Consider the following 19418-nt stretch of genomic DNA (forward strand, 5'->3'; position numbering starts at 1 on the left):
ATTTGCAGGAACTTCGCTACTCCTCTACCCAGGTCTTGAAGGTACGATTAGCCATGACCTCCAGAACGTCATCCGCGGCCATTTCGCTTGTCGCCTTTCTAGGGTTTTCGGCTGTGCTGTGTGCGCAACGAGCGAAGACGCCGACGATGGAAGAGATTCTGCAGAGGCTGGAAGCTAATCTGAACCACTACGACGCCCGTGTCCCAAGCATCTTCTGCGATGAGCATGTCATCTCGCAGATCGTGGAATCTGGCCAGCCCAATGAGGACACCGTTACTGACTCCGTCTTCCGCCTCAAACGCATCCCCAGCGCCGATCATACGACGACAATGCTTGTAGAGTTACGCGAGATCAAGAGCGTCAACGGCAAGCCGGCGACTAAGCAGCAGATGGATGGTCCCAGCCTGCTTAGCGGAGCGTTTGAGGGCGGCCTCGCCGTCGTCTCCCTCAGCCAGACAGCCTGTATGAACTACACCTTGCAGCGGATCAACAAGAACCGCCCGACGGAGCCTTACGTTGTCCGCTTCTCCACCGTCCTTACCCCCCAGAACACCGACGACTGTCTTCTCCAGGAGAACAGCAAGGGGCGCGCCTTCATCGACCCTGCATCCATGCAGATTACGCACCTGGAACTCACCACTCCACATCACGTCATCATCCCGGCGATCTCTTATACGGCACCGGTCATTGGAAAGCGGGAGCTCACCGTCGACTATGCGCCTGTCCTGCTCGGCGGCGAGACCTTCTGGATGCCCTCCACGATCACCATGCGTAACACCAGCGATTCCGGAACCTTCCACATGACTGCCTGGTCGTACCGGGCTACCTATCGCAACTACCACAAGATGGAAGTTACGACGCGCATCCTTCCTGGCGGCGGGACACCCGTGCCATAACTCTGCAGAATCATGCCGACTGCAGAGCCTGTACTCCCTTCTCAAGCATGAGATAGGTGGGCACTCACCTTATTACAGATCAGACAGAGGCACCCGCTTATACGGCGATACCGCCTAGAGCAGAATTCCTATACATGTACCCAGGGGCGATCATTTGATGGGCACTTTTTTCCAAGAAAAGTGCCACTTCTAAGCTCTTTCCGGGGGATAGTAATAGGGATTCTGCTCTAACTCCCCGGCTTTGTTGCTTCCAGCTTCTGCGTCATGTTCTGCACCCAGGTGTCGTCGGGGCTATAGCCTATCTGCGTCCAGAGCCATGAGCCTTTTGTGTCGACCACCCAGTTTTGCGGAATCGCGTAACCATCCAGCAGATTCACTGTGTAGGAAAATGCCGGTAGAACGGGGAAGGTATATCCCTTCTCTTTCATATAGGGAGCGACCAGTCCCACATCCTCATCGATATTGAAAGTAATGATCTGGATATCGGAGCGGCCTTTGACCTTCTCATATAGCTTCTCCAACTGCGGCAGCTCCTGATTGCAGGGACCGCACCACGTCGCCCACAGATTGATGAGAACGGTCTTTCCTTTCAGCTCCGTCAGCTTCCAGGTTTTTCCGGAGAGGTCTGCCAGTGCGAAATCTGGAAGAGTCTTTGTCGGCTTCTCCCACCGGGCCTCCGAGGCATCGACCGCTCTGTCCGTCGGCGCCTTGCTCCACACCGCCCATGCGGTTTCGGTGCCGCCCATCCCGTTCCATAGTGCACGGGATTCATCCGTCAGCTTGTCGGTGAGGGTTCCTTCCTGGTACGACGGAGCTTTCATGCGCGTCTGCAGGGATTTCTGGTAGTACGTCAGCGCGTCTTCTTTGCGGTTTTCGAGAACCGCCAGCCGCGCCCGGTTGAACCAGTACTGCGACTCGTCTTTCTTCTCTTTGGGCGGGTCGGTTTCAATCTCCGCCTTCAAAGAGAGCACGGCATCGGGCTTCTTCGCGAGCAGAGCCGCTTCGAGCAGCTGGCTCCTCATTCCCTGCCGCATCTCTTCCTGTTCTTTCTCGCTATCTTTGATCTGGTCGGCGGAGCGATCATCTCTCTTTGCAGCTTCCGCTGCGTCTTTGATCTGGATCGCCTGCACCTGCTTCAGCAACTCCAGAGCGCGGTCCGGCTGCCACTTGTGTTCCAACAGAAACTGCGCAGCCTCATACTTCGTCCAGGGCCAGTCAGGCTGATCGTCTCTCTCCCCTGCCGCCAGCAACGCATCCACCGCGGCGATGCCGTCCTTCTCAGATAGAGAATGATCGTTGTAGTCCTCGGAAAACATGCCATACCGCGACAGATAGTTATTGTCTGGAAACTCCCGAATCCATCCCTCAACAGCTTCCCGGTGGGCCTTGTGATAGGCAGTCCATGCGACGGTATCCTTCTGGTCGTCCGGTCTTTTGTGCGCATCGTTCCAGCGCGTAGATTCGATGTTGTCGGCCTCGTCGGAGTGAGGATACTGCTGCAGCAGGTGGTCTTCCATAGCCGTGAGGGTTTCCTTCGAAGCGCCGCTCTGCTTGTAGCCGTTGATGAGAAAGTTCATCCACTCCGCATCGGGATGAGGCTGCAGTGTCTCCAGCCGTTTCAGGTCGATAGCCACCTGTTTGCGGATCGCGTCATGCTCCTGCGGAGGATGCGTGCGAAACTCGAGGCTCCAGAGAAACGAATAGTCTTTCAGTTGATCAGGGTCTGTCTCCCTTTCCAACTGCGGGCGCAGTGCCGCGGCGACCTTCGCCTGCAGAGCCATGTCCTTTACCAGCATCCACTGTGCAGAGCCGTCGGTAGACGCGGGGCAGCTGGTCCAGTAGAAGGTAAGGTTCTCGGTGAACTTCTGCTTGTCCGCAAATTTTCCGTCGCTATAAATGCCTGCGAGATCGAGATACGGGTGCGCAAACTGCGGCGCCTTTGCTTTCGCCGCTTCGAGCAGCCGGATAGCCTCGGGCGTATCGGTCCCATTCAGGGCATTCGCAGCCAGATTCAGGATCAGCGGATCGTCAGGGTGATCTTTGGCCTGCTGACGGTAGTTCTCCTGAAAGACCTTCCAGCTGCCGGGATGGAGCGCCTCCTCTTCCCGGCGCGCGATCCCTATCAGTCTTTGCTTGGGGACGATTTCGCGCGGATACTGTGCGGCCAGATCGGTCAGCACCTGACGGCGCAGCGCTTCCTGATCGAGAAAGCTCAGTTTGTCGAATGCCGGCGACTGCAGTTTGTCGTGAAGGGTCTTTTGAATCTCGGACGGCGTTTTACAGCCAGGTAATGAGGAGGAAATTTGCGCGAAAAGCGGTGTCGCCAGAAGGAACCATACGGGCAGGAACATGCGTGGCATTTGCGTCTCCTTACTGCTTTGACCGTCGAACTGCCGTGAAGGTGATTATTTTCTTTGAAAACGAGCCGTGTCAATTCGCAGGGCTCAGGGCGTGTCATCAAACTCAAAGTGCGTGCCTCGAACGCTGCACGCGCTGCCATGCAAGAACATCGCTGCGATGGCTGCATATAGTAGTTCGGGAGAAGTCGTACAAAAGTTCAGAGAAATCTGGAAGATTTTGAACACTCAGAATACTTCTGAGTACAGCGGGGCGACGTATAGCCGCCCCCTCCGTGCAGAACATAGCTGGCTCGATCATGATGAAGTGTCGAAGCCGCCAGGTTGGACATCTCGGGCTAGGGATTGTGCATGACTCCATCGATCTTCACTTTTTGGCAGGAGAAACAAAAGTGAACGTCCTTGCCCGGCACAAGTTCCGATAGATCCAACTGCCGCCACCAATGCAACCCCACACGGCAGAGTTGACCGAGCATGATATTGGCTTCATGTTCCCTGTGCGGCCACAGTCTCGCTACCTGTGTTGCAAGTTCGGAATCAGGCGTTCTGTTAGTCGGCTCGACCATGGCAGCCATGTTAGCCGACTCCTGAGGAGAGGATCAAGAGTAAAAGAGGGGCGACGTAGTGCCGCCCCTCCGTGCAGAGAATAGCTGTCTCGGTCACGATTGCGTGCCGGAGACAGCGCTGCTATTGAGCCGTATACCAGCGAACGTAGTCCACGACCATGGGCTGTGGATTCGATAGACCGCTCGTCGATCCACCGAGAGTACCGCCGACGGCCACATTCAAGAGTGTGAAGAGGTTGGCATTAAAGGGCCACGTATCTCCTGAAGGAAGACTGCTGGGGGTAACCGTGAAGAACGGTGTGGATGCGTTGTCTACAAAAAACTCCATGAGATTCGGCGACCAGACTATTCCGTAGGTATGGAAGGCAGTGTCATTCGCCTCTCCACTGGGGAAAGTAAACGTTCCTCCGATTCCATCGCCTCCAGTTACCGCGGTGTGAATTGTGGAGTGGTTCCCTCCAGGACCTGAACCTCCATCTAAGGATGGAGACCAAAGTTCCATGATGTCCGACTCGCCACAACCGGGCCATGGAACGGTATTAATGTCGGCGCCGAGGGTCCAGAAGGCGGGCCAGAGACCCTGGTTTGTCGTATTGGGAGCCTGAATACTGGCCTCGAGAATACCGTACTGGAAGTTTTGCGTCCCTTCCGTATTCATGCGTCCCGATATCCATGTGCCATTTACATTGATGGGCTGGATGACGAGGTGTCCGTTGCCATCGATATAGACAGGATTCGTGGAGGTGCTGAACGTTGTGGGGCACTGTGACGGATTATTGGGATATCCCGGAGGCCCACAGTAAACTTCCACCTCGTTGTTGCCCCAGCCTCCATTGTTTCCGAGGTCAAAGTTCCACACCGAGGTGTCTGGGGAGCCAGCTGCGCCGTTAAATTCCTGGCACCATTGCGGCGTGTAGGTCGTTCCGCCAACCGAAATATTGGAAACAGCGCTGCAATTGCCGGTACCGCCGCCGCTTGCTGTAGGCGTGACGAGTTTGAACGCCTGAGCCTCCGTGCCGTTGCAGGTATAGATGTCATACTGCAGACTGTTTGCGGTCGAATCGCCTGGAGTATCCAGGCAAAGACCGTTGCCCTGGCCTACAAACTCATAGAAACCGCCGCCCAGAGCTACCGCTTGCCATTCCTCGTTGGGGTTCCCTGCATAGGTCCATATCTGCATGAGGCTGCCACTGGCTGTGCCGTTGTTGACCACATTCCAGGCTTCACTCGGTGCGTTGACGTCGGTAATTTCATAGTAGCCATTGCCCACGGACGTGAATACCCATTGCTGGCTGGCCTGGGAGCTGTAAGTGCCGTTGGCGCAAACATACTGCTCAAGGACCGTCCCATTCGCCGTACCCTGGGCGGATGCGCCAACGCATGAGCCGCTGTTCTCGTTGACGATGTTGTAGGGGGTGCCAGGGGTCAAGGTATCTTGCGCGTGAAGCAACGCGAGCGGCGTTAGCAACACTGATAGACAGAGGGTGGATCGAACGATCGAAGACTGTAAAAATAGGCTCTTCACTTTGTTCTCCTTGTTCGTTTCGCTGAGGCTGCTTGTGATTGGCGCAATTTGCGCTGGTTATACAGCTTTGGCACGGATCGCTTTCGTCCGTGTCGTAGGCTGGTCAAACTATCCTGGTAGTGGTGTCATAGCGAAGTATTCGGAATGTCAGCCGGAAGCGCAGCAGTGTTTCAATTTGCCGTTCGGTTGAGTCGTGCAGGTAACCGGCCACACCTCTGCATGGCGCAGGCCGTGAAGCTAGAGCGAATCAGAGGTGCCAGAACAGCACGGCCACAGAAAGTGTCACAATTTGCTCGAACTGCCATCTCGCATAAGGGGCCGGCGTACATCTCAGGGAGATTTTAACCAACCCTCAATAAGTAGTGCGTCAAGAATCATAGACTGTCAACGATGTTTATGTCGCGAAGTTATGCTGCATATTTTCCATAGATTTCATGCAGGAGACAAACGGTTGATTCAAATCTATTTATCGACCGATCTTCTGTTCCCACGGTTGCGTTAGTTCCCCGCTCTCCTTCGAAATACACGCGTGTGGCCCGAACCTCAGGTCGTTTCCTCAGAACTGGGTACCCTGGACCTCGCCTCGGATACGTAGCCGTTTGCAAACGGATTATGTCGCCGGAACGTCTGCCGCGCAGCGTAGTGGTGGAAGAGGTTAATCTGTCAATAATGAAAAAATAATGGAGAAGTGCTGGAGCAAATTGGGCGGGCTCAAACATAGGAGCGCTCATAAAAGACCCTATAGACGGTGTCAAGCGGTTGACTTACGAAATCAACTATTGCCGGATATTCAGGTAATAGTTCAAGTGAACTATGTTGATATGGTACGCATATCTCATTCATAGTTTCCAGTATCGTTAGGTATCGAAATTTATGCGTCAATTATTCTGAAAAATGGACGTAAAGCCCTGGACAGTTACAAGTAATAGCTCTGTCTAAGTTGACATTTGAAATACTTTCTAGTATCTACATTTGCACGATTGTTTAATTAGTTCATGTCGCTCCGTAGCTTTTAGCCGCACAGAAAATGCACCAGCTCAAGATTTGCTTCTAGGAACTAGATTGTCCACGAGGTGATCCATGAAGGCACAGCAGCTTGGTCGGCATCTGTATTGTCGGTTGTCTGGCAAGATAACCCTAGCGTTATTCGTTGCGATGGCGGTCTTCGGGACACCACAAAACATCTTCGCAACAGATATCAAGATCGTCAATAACTGTGGGTACACCGTCTACCCAGGAATCTATCCCGCCAGCTATAACAACGGGGGCTGGCAGATGAATGCAGGCACCTCGGTTACCTTCTCACTTTCGGATCCCTGGAACGGCCGTATCTGGGGACGTATTGGATGCGATAGCTCTAGTCCAGCTATCTGCCAGACTGGGCAATGCGGCGGAACAGGATTACAGTGCGCCGGTACGACTGGAGTAAAGGGTACCTCGCTAGTAGAGTTCAACCTCGATTACTCTCCCAGCTATACCACCGATGATTATGACGTTAGCTATGTGGATGGCATGGATAATCCAATTGGATTGACTGTTAGCAATTCCAGTTGCGTGTCGCCGAGCACTTGCAACTCCATCGTGTCGAGCTGTCCTTCAGGGCTGGCAAATGGTCCGGATTGCATGAGTCCATGCACGGCATACAGCACGGACGAATTTTGCTGTAGTGGGGCCGACAACACCCCTGCCACCTGTCAGGAATCGACCTGGCCCGCGAATGATCAGGCCTATGTCAATGACATCCACAACGCTTGCCCAAACGATTATGCGTGGCCCTACGATGACTCTGTGGGCAACCATACCTGCCCGACTGGCGCGGACTACACCATAACCTTCTGCCCGAGCGGGAGTAGCGGCGGTGGTGGCGGCACCAGCATTGCAAACGGCTCCTATGTGATGAATCCCCAGAATGCTCCTGGCCTCGTGCTCGATGACTGGCAAGGTAGCACGGCAAGCGGGAACCAGATCGATATCTGGCCGGCAAATGGGAGCGGCGCACAGACCTGGGTATTCTCTAATGTGAACGTCCAGCCGGCAGGCTTTTACAACATAGCTGTTTCCTATGGAGCCTACTGTCTTACGGCTTCCGGCTCATCCAGCGGCTCACTGGTGAATCTGCAGCCATGCAACGGATCGTCCGCGCAAGCATGGCAAGCTGTCCCGTCAAGCGTGGGCTATACGTTCAATCCTGCCAACAACACGAGCCTTTGTTTGGACGTGCAGGGTGACTCCTCAGCACAGGAAACGCTGGTACAAGCCTGGACATGCAATGGCGGAAATAACGAGCAGTGGGTCCTCAACTAAACGCTGGATCGGGATGGCGATCCATCCCGATTAACTTAAGCCAGAAGATCAATTGTTTCCGGCCCATGTATGCCGGTGTTAGGGAGATGCAATGCGTGACATGAGATACGGACGCAGTCGTGGACTTCGGTCCTTGATCATCGGAATACTCGGAGCTTCTCTCTGCGCTTCACTGGCCGCAGCGCAGCAGACGGCACAGCCAGCGGGAGACGACATTACGGCCCTCAAGAAGGATGTGCAGCAGCTAAAGACACAACAGCAGCAGATTCTGGATCGCCTGGACGAATTGAAGAAGCTCCTGAGCGGCAGGGTGGGAGCGGTTTCCACCGCCCCTACGATCAAGGCACCGGATGTTATGAGTGTCCAGGGCGAACCCTTCAGAGGCGAGGCGTCGTCTCTGGTTGCGATCATTGAATATGGAGATTTTGAGTGCCCCTTTTGTCGGCACTTTCAGCATGACGTCTATCCGCAGGTTTTAGACGATTACATCAAGGCCGGAAAAGTAAAATACTTCTACCGGGATATGCCATTGCCCTTCCATCAGCACGCATTGCCGGCCGCACGTGCGGCACGCTGCGCGGGTGAACAGGGTAAGTATTGGGAGATGTACGATAGTTTGTTCGCGGATAAACTCGCATCGACTTCAGCCGAGATTGACGATCAGGCGAAAGGGTTAGGCCTCGATACCGCAAAGTTGGACGCCTGTGTGAATAGTGATCGCTTCGCCGATGCGATCCACCGCAACGTGGATGAGGCATCCAAAATGCAGATAAGAGGCACACCAACCTTTCTCATTGGGACCATGAGCCCGGGTAGTGATCTGGTGAACATCAAGACGACGGTGATAGGGGCTCAACCTTTCGAAGCGTTCAAAGCGGCCATCGATCCCCTGCTCTCTCCTGCGCCGCCCGCGATAGCGACGAGTGGTGCAATGGTGCACCCGCCGGTGAATTGAGCCAGGATCGGTTACAGGGCGCTTGATTCAAGTCTTAGAACTGATCGATTGCCGGAGGTATAGGAATTGGTTTCAGTAGGTATGGCCGTCTCCACTTTAGAGACGTAAGATATGTGCTATGCCACTATTCGAGATTGCAGGACAAGGCATTAAGCAATTCGCGGAACTAGGAGCCGCCTTCTTCCTGTCGGCCACCATCGGACTGGAGCGTGAGATACGCCACAAGAGTGCTGGATTGCGTACTTACACGGTCGTCGGTACGACCGCAGCCCTTTTTCTGCTGATCTCGAAATACGGCTTCATGGATGTTCTTGCCAATGATCGAGTGGTGCTTGATCCCTCTCGTGTTGCGGCACAGATCGTCACGGGCATTGGTTTCATCGGGGCCGGTCTCATCTTTGTGAAGGGGGATCGGGTAACCGGGCTTACTACCGCTGCTACTGTCTGGTTAGTTACGGGAATCGGCATGGCATGTGGTGCCGGTCTGCTATGGCTTGCCTTGGCAGTCACCGTGGCCTACTTTATCGTCGCGTTCGTCTTCCCTATTCTCATGCGATTGCTTCCCGGCGCGCCTATACCAACGGAGCAAGCGGTTATCACGGAGCACGACTAAGGCGCTTCATCCAACTCAGTCGCTTTCAAAGCGAAAACTTGACTCAAGCCTGGAGCGATGGATTTGCAGTATCTACGGCGTTCTGCCGTCTGCTTTGTATCCATCCCCACACGGTTAAATCAGGACGCTTAAATCCAGATGGAGACAGCAAACTGAACGTGATTCCTACGGCTAGAAGTATGAAGTGACCGATCGCGCCGATCATGTATTCATGCCATGGAAAATTGAAGCGGCCCAGGTTAAGGGTCTTCCCCCCAAGGGTAAGTGTCGCCCAGATCGTAAACGCAAGATTCGCGACAATACCGGCGATTGCGCCTGCAGGAGTGGCTCGTTTCATCAAAAATGCGAGGAGAAAGAGGCCTGCCAAGCCTCCCGCAAGGACTGCCGTAAGCGTGTAATAGAACGAAAGAGCGCTGCCATTATTGGTATGGGCAACCTTGATTGCCACGACCGCTGCCGCAAGACCGCTGCCAGCAACAATCGCGCGTCCTGCACGCAGGCGTTGTCTATCCGTGCTGTCCGGTCTCACCAGACGGTAAAAGTCCTCTGTCCCAATCGTCGCAAGGCAATTCATGTCCTGAGCAATCATTGCCATCGCAGAGCCAAGGATAGCGGCTACAAATAGTCCAGATAATCCAGCAGGAATATGCGTAAGAAGAAAATATGGGAATATCTGCTCTGTTTTCTTCAGCACGGATGGAAGCTTCTCACCGGTAAGACGATAAAAGGACCACAGAAGGCTGCCAATCAACATAAAAGCCATCCACACAGGCAAGCATAAAAATGCGCCAAGACTGATACCGCGTATGGCGCTGCGATCCGTCTTGGCCATCAGGTAACGCTGCACCACGGTCTGGTCGGCTGTATATTTTTGCAGATAAAAGAAGAACCCGTAGATAACCAGAACCATAATGGTCGGTTTATCGAATCTGAGGGCTGTACTGCCGAGACTCATCTTTCCGTGGTGCCATGCGTCTGCTAATACGGCGAGCGGCCCCTGTTTGGGAAGAAAGAGCAGGAACGAGATGGACACAATAATGCCTGCCCATAGGACAAACCCCTGGACGACATCGGTCCATATAACAGCCTCGATGCCACCAAGGATCGTATAGAAGATAGTAATCGCAGCGGTGAGAAGGATGACGCGGTCTACAGGCCAGCCTATGATGCTGGACAGAGTGAGAGCCAGCAAATAGAAGACGAACCCCATCTTTAAAAAATGACCAATGGCAAACGTTAGCGAAGCATAGAGTCTGACGCCGGTGCCGAAGCGGAGGCCAAAGTACTCATAGGCACTCATCCGAACGACATGCCGGAAAAATGGAATGATAGCCGCGCCTACCAGGAAAACAACGACAACGAACATGATCCCTGGAACCAGCAGTGACCAATCCCCTGCATAGGCAGAGCCGGGATAGGCAATAAAGGTCACACTGGTAATAATGGATGCCAACAAAGATATCCCCATCACCGAACTGGGAATGGATCTGTTGGCAATGAAATAGCTCTCCGTTGTCGTCTGGCGCCTGGAAAAGTAAAGGCCAATACCCAGCAATCCCGACATATAAAGCGCGATGACCAGTATGTCGAGAGTTTTCACGTTTGATCCTCTATGCCCTCAACTTATCGAAACGGAGTCTGGACGCGTAAACTCCTACTCTACTCTCACAGAGTCGAAACGGCAGTGATTCCCTGTCTGTTGATGATTGTCGATCCATTGCTATACGTAGATTATGACGAACAGGTACACGTTCGTTCTATCTACTTTTCGACGGACGTACCCTTGTAGAGTCCGACTGTCCCGCCTTCACGAATCCATCCTTCTCGAAATGTGACGACTTTGATGGTCTGCCGGCGAAAGGTATACGCTACTTGGATGACGCCATCCCGCGTCTGCAGCACGGATGGATAGGAATATTCCTCGCGTCCAGAACCCATCACTTTTGACGACTCGCCGCCCAGCTCCGGCCGTCCGATTTCTATATCTCGAACATAGCGCCAGGTGCGGCCTTCATCTCCCGAAAGGGCGATGGATACAGGCCTGCGCGGCCCTTTATGCTGGTTGTCAAAGACAATGACCAGGTGACCATCCTGTAGCCGGAAAGCCTGCACGGATGCATTATTGTTCGGGAGCACCGTCGCCGTTGGTTCGGTCCATTGGCATCCGTCGTTCGAGGAGCTCTGGTAGATAAAGTCAGACTTACGGCTGCGAAAAAAGCTGAGCAACCGGCCGGGTGCGAGCTGTACAACGGTTGGCTGAACCCGCGCAAAGCTCTGGGTAACTACACACTCCTTCCAGGTCTTGCCCGAGTCCTGACTAAGTTGCATCGCGGAATAGTTGGTCTCTGAACCTTCCCCAATACCCTTGCTTGTAACGTAGGTCATGGGCAATAGCCATGTGGAGTCCGGCAGGAGGAGCAGCGGATGGCGAGTAAAGGCCCCGGGTTTCTCAAAGATGAGGACCGGCTGGCTCCAGGTCACTCCGTTGTCGCGCGAGACCGACTCAAGCACATGCGCGTTCGCTTCCCCTTGATGGGCCTCTTGGGTCGTGTGGTACAGGTGGATTGCCCCATCAGGAGCCTGGAAGAGCACGGGGTTTTGAAAAGACACACCTTCCTGTTGATCGATTAGCTGCGGCTCGCTCCAGCGTTGCGCCGCCTTGCGCAAGCGCGAGTACACGATGCCCACCTTGGAGTCGCCCTCCCAATGCCCTGAAAACCAGACACATAGCAGGTCGCCATTCTTGAGTTCGAGCAGGTTGGCTGCATGGGAACTCGGAAAAAGAATCGGCAGATACGCCTCAGAAGTTTTTTCCCTGGGATCCTTCCGCACCTGTCCGTTGGCGAGCGCGACCACCTGCGGATCCAGCAGATCTGAGGCCTTTGCGTCCGAATCACCCTCGAGCACGACGCTTGTAGGGCTCTTCAGAGGCAAACCTTGAGCCGCGTTCGATTGGGCCAATGCAGAAGTTGTAACAAGGCTAAGAGACAGGGCCAGACCGGCGACATTCCACAAAATGCGCATACAGCTCCTACCGCATGCACAAGTACAAATTGCGCATATCCTTAAAATGGGTCGATAAAAACCAGAATCTATAAATCTGAAAACTACTGAAGCTTCCCGAATTTTGCGTCCAGCACCTCACCAACACGCCGTGCTGCTTCCATGACGCCAAGCCGGATGGAGTCTTCACGTTCTGGATCAAGTCGGGGAATAGGGGTGGAGACACTCAAAGCACCGACAACGCTGCCGTTGCAGACGATGGGCGCCCCATAACAGACACCTCCCAGCATCGACTCCTCGCGATCGACGGCAAAACCCTGCTCTCGCACCTTCTCCATCTCTCTGCGCAGTGTTCCGCGATCGGTAATGCTGTTAATGGTCCGAGGATTCAGGCCGTAGGTCTCGAGCATGCGGTCTGCGGTTTCATTGTCCTGGAAAGCCAGGATGGCCTTCCCCATAGAGCTGCAATGTGGCGGAATAATACGTCCAATCCGGTTGGTTACCCGAATTGGATGGAAGGTCTCCACCGTATCCAGCACTTGAATGTAGTCGGTAAAGAGATAGGAGAGTCCGACGGTCTCGTCGAAACTCCGTCCAAGCTCCTCCAGAATAGGTCGTGCTAGTTCGCGCAGCACCTCCGCCATATCCAACGTACGGCCGTACAGCACCTTGCGAGTCAACTGATAGGTGCCGTCACGATTTTGCAGCAGATAATTGCGCTTCTGAAGTGTGGTCAGGACGCGATAGAGAGAGGATTCAGGTTGAGCTGTAACAGCACTAATCTCTTTCAGCGAGCGAGGAGCATTGCTAAAGCCAAAGGCATCCAGAGCATCCAGGGCACGCTCGATCGTTCTGGAATGATAACGATCCTCTTGCTGATCGGGTACGCCTGCTTTGCTGTGTTCAGAAAGGGCCCACTGCGGTGTACGGCGGCGTGGCGTTTTCGTTGGTAGTAGTTGTTTTGCCACAATCGTATTCCCTACAGAAGTGTTCATGGGCCTCCGGTCGCGCGCGCTCCGCGAATTTATCCTCCAGCATAAGCCTAGAAAACTGAAAGGCAAAGGAGCTGGAGTGCATAATTTCAACAATGCTGACTATAAAACCCGAAGATGTCCGAATAACGACTATCGGTAGCCAATAGCGAATGTAACCTCTATCAATCAAATGCACCTAATCTGCCTGACAGACTACGAATGACCTCAACCGGCGACGTCAATTACCTGGAAAGTGTCCCTTTGACGGAATGCTATGGTTATTCGGGAATACTGATTGGGTTTGCCTAAAGAGAAGTGTGTCGTAAGGGGTGGTGCGAGATGGTCGGCTCATGCGAAAACGTTCTTCGGAACCTCGTTAGAATCTGTCGAAGAGTTAGTCCGTTGGTACTAGTACTTTCTTCTCTATCGGCTTTCGCGCAAAACCGTACAGTCCGCACGGAGAGTGGGCTTGTTCAAGGCATTCCTGCCAACGATGCAAAGATCAGCGCCTTCCTGGGAATCCCTTATGCGGCGCCTCCCCTTGGTGATCTGCGCTGGCGTGAGCCGCAAAGCGTTCCTGCGTGGAGCGGCATACGCAAGGCCGACCACTTTTCCGCCAGTTGCATTCAGCACATCAGTGGAGAGCGCCTGCCCTGGACCAGAGAATTCCTGGCTCAATTGCCCATCAGCGAAGATTGCCTCTATCTGAATGTGTGGACTCCTGAGATCAAAACCAAAGAGCCGAAAGCCGTCCTGCTCTGGATTCACGGAGGGGGCTTCGTGGAGGGAGCGGCTTCGCCGGCGATGTACAACGGTGAACAGCTTGCCAGAATGGGCATCGTCGTTGTCTCCATTAACTATCGTCTTGGGATCATGGGCTTCTTTGCACATCCTGAGTTGACCCAGGAATCTGCACACCACGCCTCAGGAAACTATGGGCTTCTCGACATTGTGGCAGCACTCCAATGGACACAGAAAAATATCCGGGCATTCGGAGGGGACCCTGCGCGGGTGACGATCGCCGGTCAGTCTGCAGGGGGCACTGCTGAGGAACTTCTCACCGCGTCCCCTCTGGCGAAGGGACTCTTTCGTGCAGCAATCATAGAGAGTGGCGCCACTCTCTCCGACCCCACCGGCGGATCTCTTGCTGAAGCGGAGCAACAAGGCACCCAATTCGCAGTCTCTATCAAAAAGCCCACCTTGAAGGAGTTGCGTGGGCTTTCTGCGGAAGACCTGCAGACACTCGAACGCAACGCTCATTTGAGGTTTGGAGCCGATGTGGATGGTTGGTTTCTCTCCGAAGGTGTTCCCGCTGTCTTTGCAGCGGGCCGGCAAAACGATGTAGTCACTATCGACGGCATGGTCGCGGATGAAGGAAGCTCGAGTAAGAGCTATGGAGCGTTGACACCCGAAGAGTTCCAAAAGCAGGTTCGCAAAACCTACCAATCCCTGGCAGATGAGTTTCTGAGCTTATATCCCTCTAGCACCCAGGCAGAATGTACGGAATCACAGAAGCAACTGGAAAGAGACAGGCGGCTTGTGTCGATGTATCTCTGGGGAGTGAAACGCGCAGGTACTTCAAAGACGAGCTTCTACACGTACTACTTCGACCATGCCCTGCCATGGCCGGAACATCCGGAGTTTGGGGCATTCCACTCCGCCGAAATTCCATACTGGACGAGAAATCTGAAGGCCCTGGACCGTCCCTATACCCCCGTAGATTGGGCAATCTCGGACACGCTTTCGAGCTATTGGGCTAACTTCGTCAAAACCGGTAATCCTAACGGCAAAGGACTCCCGGCATGGCCTGCACTCGAACCGGCTGAGCCTGTAACGATGGAGCTCGGAGATCGCGTAGCCCCACAACCTGTTGTCAGTCCAGAGAAGTTCAAGCTCTGGATGGAATATCAAAAGGTTAATCCGCAGCTGGAATAGATTGGAGCGACTGCACTGGTGCAGCTTCAGAGCCCATAAGCTTCAATAGCAGTCTTCGCCATGATCTGTTGGCGTTCGTGCGGAGAGAGTCTGTCTACGGCTCGTTTCACGACCTCGATCCATGCGCCATAGTCGGACGCAAGGTTGAGCACTGGCCAATCAGAACCGAACATCAGTCGTTCAGCACCAAAGGTGGAAAGCACCGTCTCCATGTAGGGCCATAGTTGCGCCTCGCTCCATGAGTGCCAGTCCGCCTCCGTTACCATGCCGGAGATCTTGCAGTAGACATTCTCACGGCGGGCAAGCTCACGCAGATTCGATCGCCAGGGTTCCATCACCTGCTCGTGAATGCGTGGCTTTGCGATGTGGTCGAGGATAAAGATCTGGTGGGGATGCTGGTCGACGAATTCAATCGTTTGCGGCAGATGACGCTCAAAGATCAGCAAGTCATAGCGCAGGTCAAACCGTTTTAAACAAGCTATGCCGCGATTGAAGTCCTCACGCAGCATATATCGGTCGTCGGCCTCGTCGTGCAGTACATGGCGCACTGCTTTTAACTTTGGCAGCCGGGCGATTTCCTCAAGAGAGGCTTCTACCTTGGCATCTATCAACGGCACCCAACCAACGACTCCGCGAATGAGTTTGCTACCCTCGGCTAATGAAAGAAGCCACTCTGTCTCCGCGATAGTCTGCTGGGCCTGAACCACTACCGTTCCTGTAACACCAGCGGCAGCCGTTACTGCCGACAAGTCATCATGGACATAGTCGCGGCGCAGAACATCCATCTTGTCCGACATCCAGGGGTACTCCTTCGAGGAGAACTTCCAGAGATGATGGTGGGCATCGATACATTCAGTAGACATTGGTTCCAGTTCTGCTCCGGCTTGTCGATAGTGCTAACCAGAATGGTTGCAATCATCATCATGATGGATGGAGAACTGTCCTGCAAGTTTCGCGCACGAGCCAAACCCCGTGCAAGCACCGATCAGCGCGATAAAAAAAAGAGGCCACCACAGAATGGTGGCCTCTTTCCAAAGCTCTCGCTCGTAACTATCGAGCGAGAGCAAAATTCGTTAGCTTGGCAAGAGAACGGAATCAACAACATGAATGACGCCGTTCGATTGGAATACATCAGCAATCGTCACGGTAGACGTGCCACCCTTTTCGTCGGTCAACACGATCTTGCCGCCCTGCAGAGTGGCCGTCAGGCTTCCTCCCTGAACAGTCTTGAGAACCGCCTTGCCGCCGCCTGCCTTGATCTGCTTCTTCAGATCCTTTGCCGTAATCTTGCCGGCGACCACGTGATAGGTAAGGACCTTTACAAGCGCATCCTTATTCTCTGGCTTCAGGAGCGTATCGACAGTTCCAGCAGGTAACTTTGCGAAGGCCTCATTGGTTGGTGCAAAGACCGTGAACGGCCCTGGACCCTCCAGGGTATCCACCAGTCCAGCTGCTTTTACCGCTGCAACCAGTGTTGTGTGGTCCTGGGAGTTGACGGCATTCTCGACGATGTTCTTGGTCGCATACATCGGCGCTCCGCCTACATCCGGATCCTTCTGTGCATGGGCTGCGATACCGGCAAATCCAAATACCGCCGCCAGAATCATTACAGGAAACTTCTTCATGGTGTGTCCTTCCACTGCTAAGGTTTTTTACTTCATTAGCCAAACGACACCAGTTAGCAGATTGGATTCATCGCCATCGAAAAAGCCGTGTATGTTTTCCGGCTATCCATAATAAGAGATTCTTGTGGTGCTCCAATCTCCCTGGACGTAGTTCTATGCAACGCGTTACCTGCAGTTAACGGGTATAAGGGACACCACGAAACGGTCGTTCAAAGTATTTAAAGATTTCCTCCAATCCAATCCTCCATGTCCCGCGTTCCTACAACATGATGGCAGGAATGGTTCCTTCGCTCTGTCATCGAAATGCCTTGAATACGACAGATTCACACGCAGACGTACGCCATCTGCGTGCTACCTAAATCTACGTCTCAACTAACCTCGGCCGCGCGCATAGGCCTGTCGGCTTTTTCTTCTCGTCAGGCATAAGCAAATCTGTAAATGCCGAAATACTTCAGGCGAGCGGCGTCGCAAGCACCTATCAACGCACACAGGAGATGTACCGTGAAAACACTCGATTCAATTGTTGATAAAGCCCTCTCGCGGCGGTCGTTCCTCGCTGGCGCTGGAGCTGTAGCCGCCACAGCAACGATCGCTGGTTGCAGTAGCGGCGGCAGCACGACGACAACAACTACGCCCCCACCCTCTACGTATACCGATTTAGACGTGCTCAACTTTGCCCTCAACCTTGAATATCTGGAGGCACAGTTTTATCTGTACGCCGCGACCGGTACGGGACTCGCCAGTTCCGACACGTCCGCGCCGTCTGGATATACAGGGTCTTACACGGAAGGTACGGTCACGGTGGGCAGCGCTGCGGCAGTCCCGGGCCTTACACCGGCACAGCAGGAGATCCTGAACGAGATCGCCTTCGAGGAGCAAGCGCATGTTAAATTCCTTCGCAGTGCTCTCGGCTCGGCTGCGGTTCCGATGCCGAGTATTGATCTCTCCTTCTTCGGTCCTCTGGCTGTTGCTGCCACTATCACCACAGCCGCCACGGGTACAGGCTCCTTCAATCCCTTCTCCAGCTTTGACTATTTCCTGGTCGGCGCCTTCATCTTCGAAGACGTTGGTGTAACGGCCTACTCCGGCGCGGCGCCACTGATCACTGCGGCGGGCGTTACGGCAGGCTATCTCACTGCAGCTGCTGGCATCCTCGCCGTCGAGGCCTACCACGCTGGTTATGTCCGTACGTCACTTACAGGACGAGCGATAGCCGCAGGCCCTGCATCCGCCTATCCGTACCTTGCTGCAGCCAACCTGGTGGAAAAACTGCGAGATACGCTTACCGTAGGTGAGACTGCTTCGGTGGAGACGGCTCTTGTATTGCCTACCAGCCTGACTACTCCGAGCGCAATCGTTGCTGCCAGTGCATCCGATGCTGTCGGGTTCGCGCGCACCGTAGATCAAGTCCTGCACATCGTCTACGGTTCGCCTACGGTCGGTGTCGCCAAGGGCGGATTCTTCCCCAGCGGCGTCAACAGCATCTTCGCCACCACCACAGCCTAAGCAGCACTCAGTACCCAAAGGACGGGAAAATTCCATGGCAAATCAAGAGACTCAACTTCTGGATGACATCATCGTTACGAGTCGGCGCAAGATGCTGACGCTCGGCGCAACGTCGCTCGCTGGCCTGGTACTGGGCGCGAGCGCCCCCTCGGCAAAGGCAGCAACCGTAGCCTACACAGACGCAGATATTCTCAACTTCGCCCTCAACCTCGAATACTTGGAGGCGAACTTCTACTATCTGGCGGCCTTCGGCACAACCATCGACAAGGCCAATGGCGCCTCAACAGCTGCCAAGGCCCCTTTGATTACACTCTCGGGAACCGTGGGAACACCTGGTACAGTCTCGGGCGGCAGCCTTGTTCCCTTCACCACCATCCCGGTTGCGTCCTATGCCATCGAGACAGCTGTTGAAGAGGGCAAACATGTCCAGCTGCTCCTCAGTGCGCTTGGTAGTTCTGCCGTCGCCCAGCCTGCCATCAATCTGGGTACTTCCTTCCAGACGCTCGCTACGGCAGCGAAGATCCCCGGTGGTGGTGGCTTCAGCCCATATGCCAACGACCAGACCTTCCTCGTTGGCGCTTATGTTTTCGAGGATGTTGGCGTCACGGCGTATCACGGTGCAGCCTCGCTGCTCACATCATCCTCAAACCTGACAACAGCAGCCGGCATCCTTGCGGTCGAAGCCTATCACGCTGGCCTTATCCGCACGACCATCAACTATATCGACCCGACAGGTACGAGCATCGCTGGATATACCAATCTGATCTCGACGCTACGCGCATCGCTCTCCCAGGCTGGCCTGCTTGGTGTTGCGCCCAGCGCGTATGACAGCAACCCCGACGACTTCGGGTTAGCAACGTTCACTACCTCTGTCGGACTCGGCGGCGGCGGCACCGCAACAGCCACTCGCATTACCGACGCCGACTCCACCAACGTCGTCGCCTTCGCCCGCAATACCACCCAGGTGCTGAACATCGTGACCGGTGGCGGGGCTGTCAGTGGCACCACCGTCGTCAGCCCAGCTACGGGAGTCTTCTTCCCCGCAGGCATGAATGCAGGTCCCAACGGTTTCAAATAGAAGCAACGCACATCGTAAGGCAAAGGACCGCCTCTTCCAAGAGGCGGCCCTTTTGTTATGTTTAAGTGCCACCGTAGTTCA

At 54.3% G+C, this 19418-nt stretch carries 15 protein-coding genes; 7 read left to right on the forward strand and 8 right to left on the reverse strand.

What is annotated here, in order from left to right:
• The first annotated feature begins 53 nt into the window (after positions 1-53).
• Positions 54-896: a hypothetical protein gene (locus tag GSQ91_RS15500; RefSeq protein WP_158822668.1), complete on the forward strand. Its 843-nt coding sequence runs from the start codon at positions 54-56 to the stop codon at positions 894-896.
• A gap of 227 nt (positions 897-1123) precedes the next feature.
• Here the strand turns inward: GSQ91_RS15500 and GSQ91_RS15505 are convergent, their stop codons facing one another.
• From GSQ91_RS15505 to GSQ91_RS15515, 3 genes are all read right to left on the reverse strand, one after another.
• On the reverse strand, positions 1124-3256 hold the full coding sequence (locus GSQ91_RS15505; RefSeq protein WP_158822669.1) for a TlpA disulfide reductase family protein: 2133 nt from the start codon (positions 3254-3256) through the stop codon (positions 1124-1126).
• A 335-nt stretch (positions 3257-3591) separates the two neighbouring features.
• Positions 3592-3828, reverse strand: a complete 237-nt coding sequence (locus tag GSQ91_RS15510; protein WP_158822670.1) for a hypothetical protein — start codon at positions 3826-3828, stop codon at positions 3592-3594.
• Between the two features lie 112 nt (positions 3829-3940).
• Positions 3941-5344, reverse strand: coding sequence for an RICIN domain-containing protein (locus tag GSQ91_RS15515; protein WP_158822671.1), 1404 nt, complete (start codon positions 5342-5344; stop codon positions 3941-3943).
• A 1080-nt stretch (positions 5345-6424) separates the two neighbouring features.
• On the opposite strand from GSQ91_RS15515, the gene GSQ91_RS15520 reads away from it, so the two are divergent.
• The 3 genes from GSQ91_RS15520 to GSQ91_RS15530 all read left to right on the forward strand — a co-directional run bounded on the left by GSQ91_RS15520 (position 6425) and on the right by GSQ91_RS15530 (position 9216).
• On the forward strand, positions 6425-7648 hold the full coding sequence (locus tag GSQ91_RS15520; protein WP_158822672.1) for a thaumatin family protein: 1224 nt from the start codon (positions 6425-6427) through the stop codon (positions 7646-7648).
• A gap of 91 nt (positions 7649-7739) precedes the next feature.
• Entirely contained in the window at positions 7740-8603 is an 864-nt protein-coding gene (locus tag GSQ91_RS15525; protein ID WP_158822673.1) for a DsbA family protein, read from the forward strand.
• A 118-nt stretch (positions 8604-8721) separates the two neighbouring features.
• Positions 8722-9216, forward strand: a complete 495-nt coding sequence (locus GSQ91_RS15530) for an MgtC/SapB family protein (RefSeq protein WP_158822674.1) — start codon at positions 8722-8724, stop codon at positions 9214-9216.
• Between the two features lie 43 nt (positions 9217-9259).
• Here GSQ91_RS15530 and GSQ91_RS15535 read toward each other — a convergent pair whose 3' ends face one another.
• From GSQ91_RS15535 to GSQ91_RS15545, 3 genes are all read right to left on the reverse strand, one after another.
• Complete coding sequence (locus GSQ91_RS15535; RefSeq protein WP_158822675.1) at positions 9260-10816, reverse strand: sodium:solute symporter; 1557 nt, start codon at positions 10814-10816, stop codon at positions 9260-9262.
• Between the two features lie 161 nt (positions 10817-10977).
• Complete coding sequence (locus GSQ91_RS15540) at positions 10978-12240, reverse strand: exo-alpha-sialidase (RefSeq protein WP_158822676.1); 1263 nt, start codon at positions 12238-12240, stop codon at positions 10978-10980.
• Between the two features lie 83 nt (positions 12241-12323).
• Positions 12324-13214, reverse strand: coding sequence for an IclR family transcriptional regulator (locus GSQ91_RS15545; RefSeq protein ID WP_158822677.1), 891 nt, complete (start codon positions 13212-13214; stop codon positions 12324-12326).
• Between the two features lie 381 nt (positions 13215-13595).
• On the opposite strand from GSQ91_RS15545, the gene GSQ91_RS15550 reads away from it, so the two are divergent.
• On the forward strand, positions 13596-15128 hold the full coding sequence (locus GSQ91_RS15550) for a carboxylesterase/lipase family protein (protein ID WP_158822678.1): 1533 nt from the start codon (positions 13596-13598) through the stop codon (positions 15126-15128).
• Positions 15129-15154: 26 nt separating this feature from the next.
• On the opposite strand, the gene GSQ91_RS15555 is transcribed toward GSQ91_RS15550, so the two are convergent.
• Together GSQ91_RS15555 and GSQ91_RS15560 are read right to left on the reverse strand one after the other, a co-directional pair.
• Entirely contained in the window at positions 15155-15991 is an 837-nt protein-coding gene (locus GSQ91_RS15555; protein WP_158822679.1) for an amidohydrolase, read from the reverse strand.
• 210 nt (positions 15992-16201) lie between these two features.
• A complete protein-coding gene (locus tag GSQ91_RS15560; RefSeq protein WP_158822680.1) occupies positions 16202-16753 on the reverse strand; it encodes a fasciclin domain-containing protein in 552 nt (183 codons plus the stop codon).
• A 501-nt stretch (positions 16754-17254) separates the two neighbouring features.
• On the opposite strand from GSQ91_RS15560, the gene GSQ91_RS15565 reads away from it, so the two are divergent.
• Together GSQ91_RS15565 and GSQ91_RS15570 are read left to right on the forward strand one after the other, a co-directional pair.
• Positions 17255-18259, forward strand: coding sequence for a ferritin-like domain-containing protein (locus GSQ91_RS15565; RefSeq protein WP_216845273.1), 1005 nt, complete (start codon positions 17255-17257; stop codon positions 18257-18259).
• A 34-nt stretch (positions 18260-18293) separates the two neighbouring features.
• A complete protein-coding gene (locus GSQ91_RS15570; RefSeq protein WP_158822682.1) occupies positions 18294-19337 on the forward strand; it encodes a ferritin-like domain-containing protein in 1044 nt (347 codons plus the stop codon).
• Positions 19338-19418 lie beyond the last annotated feature (81 nt).

Origin of the sequence: Granulicella sp. S156 (assembly GCF_009766105.1) — a bacterium.
Lineage (GTDB): Bacteria > Acidobacteriota > Terriglobia > Terriglobales > Acidobacteriaceae > Granulicella.

Excerpts from the sequence above, each read along its gene's own strand:
- GSQ91_RS15540 (WP_158822676.1), bottom strand. The coding sequence starts at position 12,240 with ATGCGCATTTTGTGGAATGTCGCCGGTCTGGCCCTGTCTCTTAGCCTT.
- GSQ91_RS15545 (WP_158822677.1), bottom strand. The coding sequence starts at position 13,214 with ATGAACACTTCTGTAGGGAATACGATTGTGGCAAAACAACTACTACCA.
- GSQ91_RS15525 (WP_158822673.1), top strand. The coding sequence starts at position 7,740 with ATGCGTGACATGAGATACGGACGCAGTCGTGGACTTCGGTCCTTGATC.
- GSQ91_RS15520 (WP_158822672.1), top strand. The coding sequence starts at position 6,425 with ATGAAGGCACAGCAGCTTGGTCGGCATCTGTATTGTCGGTTGTCTGGC.
- GSQ91_RS15530 (WP_158822674.1), top strand. The coding sequence starts at position 8,722 with ATGCCACTATTCGAGATTGCAGGACAAGGCATTAAGCAATTCGCGGAA.
- GSQ91_RS15510 (WP_158822670.1), bottom strand. The coding sequence starts at position 3,828 with ATGGCTGCCATGGTCGAGCCGACTAACAGAACGCCTGATTCCGAACTT.
- GSQ91_RS15560 (WP_158822680.1), bottom strand. The coding sequence starts at position 16,753 with ATGAAGAAGTTTCCTGTAATGATTCTGGCGGCGGTATTTGGATTTGCC.
- GSQ91_RS15570 (WP_158822682.1), top strand. The coding sequence starts at position 18,294 with ATGGCAAATCAAGAGACTCAACTTCTGGATGACATCATCGTTACGAGT.
- GSQ91_RS15500 (WP_158822668.1), top strand. The coding sequence starts at position 54 with ATGACCTCCAGAACGTCATCCGCGGCCATTTCGCTTGTCGCCTTTCTA.
- GSQ91_RS15555 (WP_158822679.1), bottom strand. The coding sequence starts at position 15,991 with ATGTCTACTGAATGTATCGATGCCCACCATCATCTCTGGAAGTTCTCC.
- GSQ91_RS15505 (WP_158822669.1), bottom strand. The coding sequence starts at position 3,256 with ATGCCACGCATGTTCCTGCCCGTATGGTTCCTTCTGGCGACACCGCTT.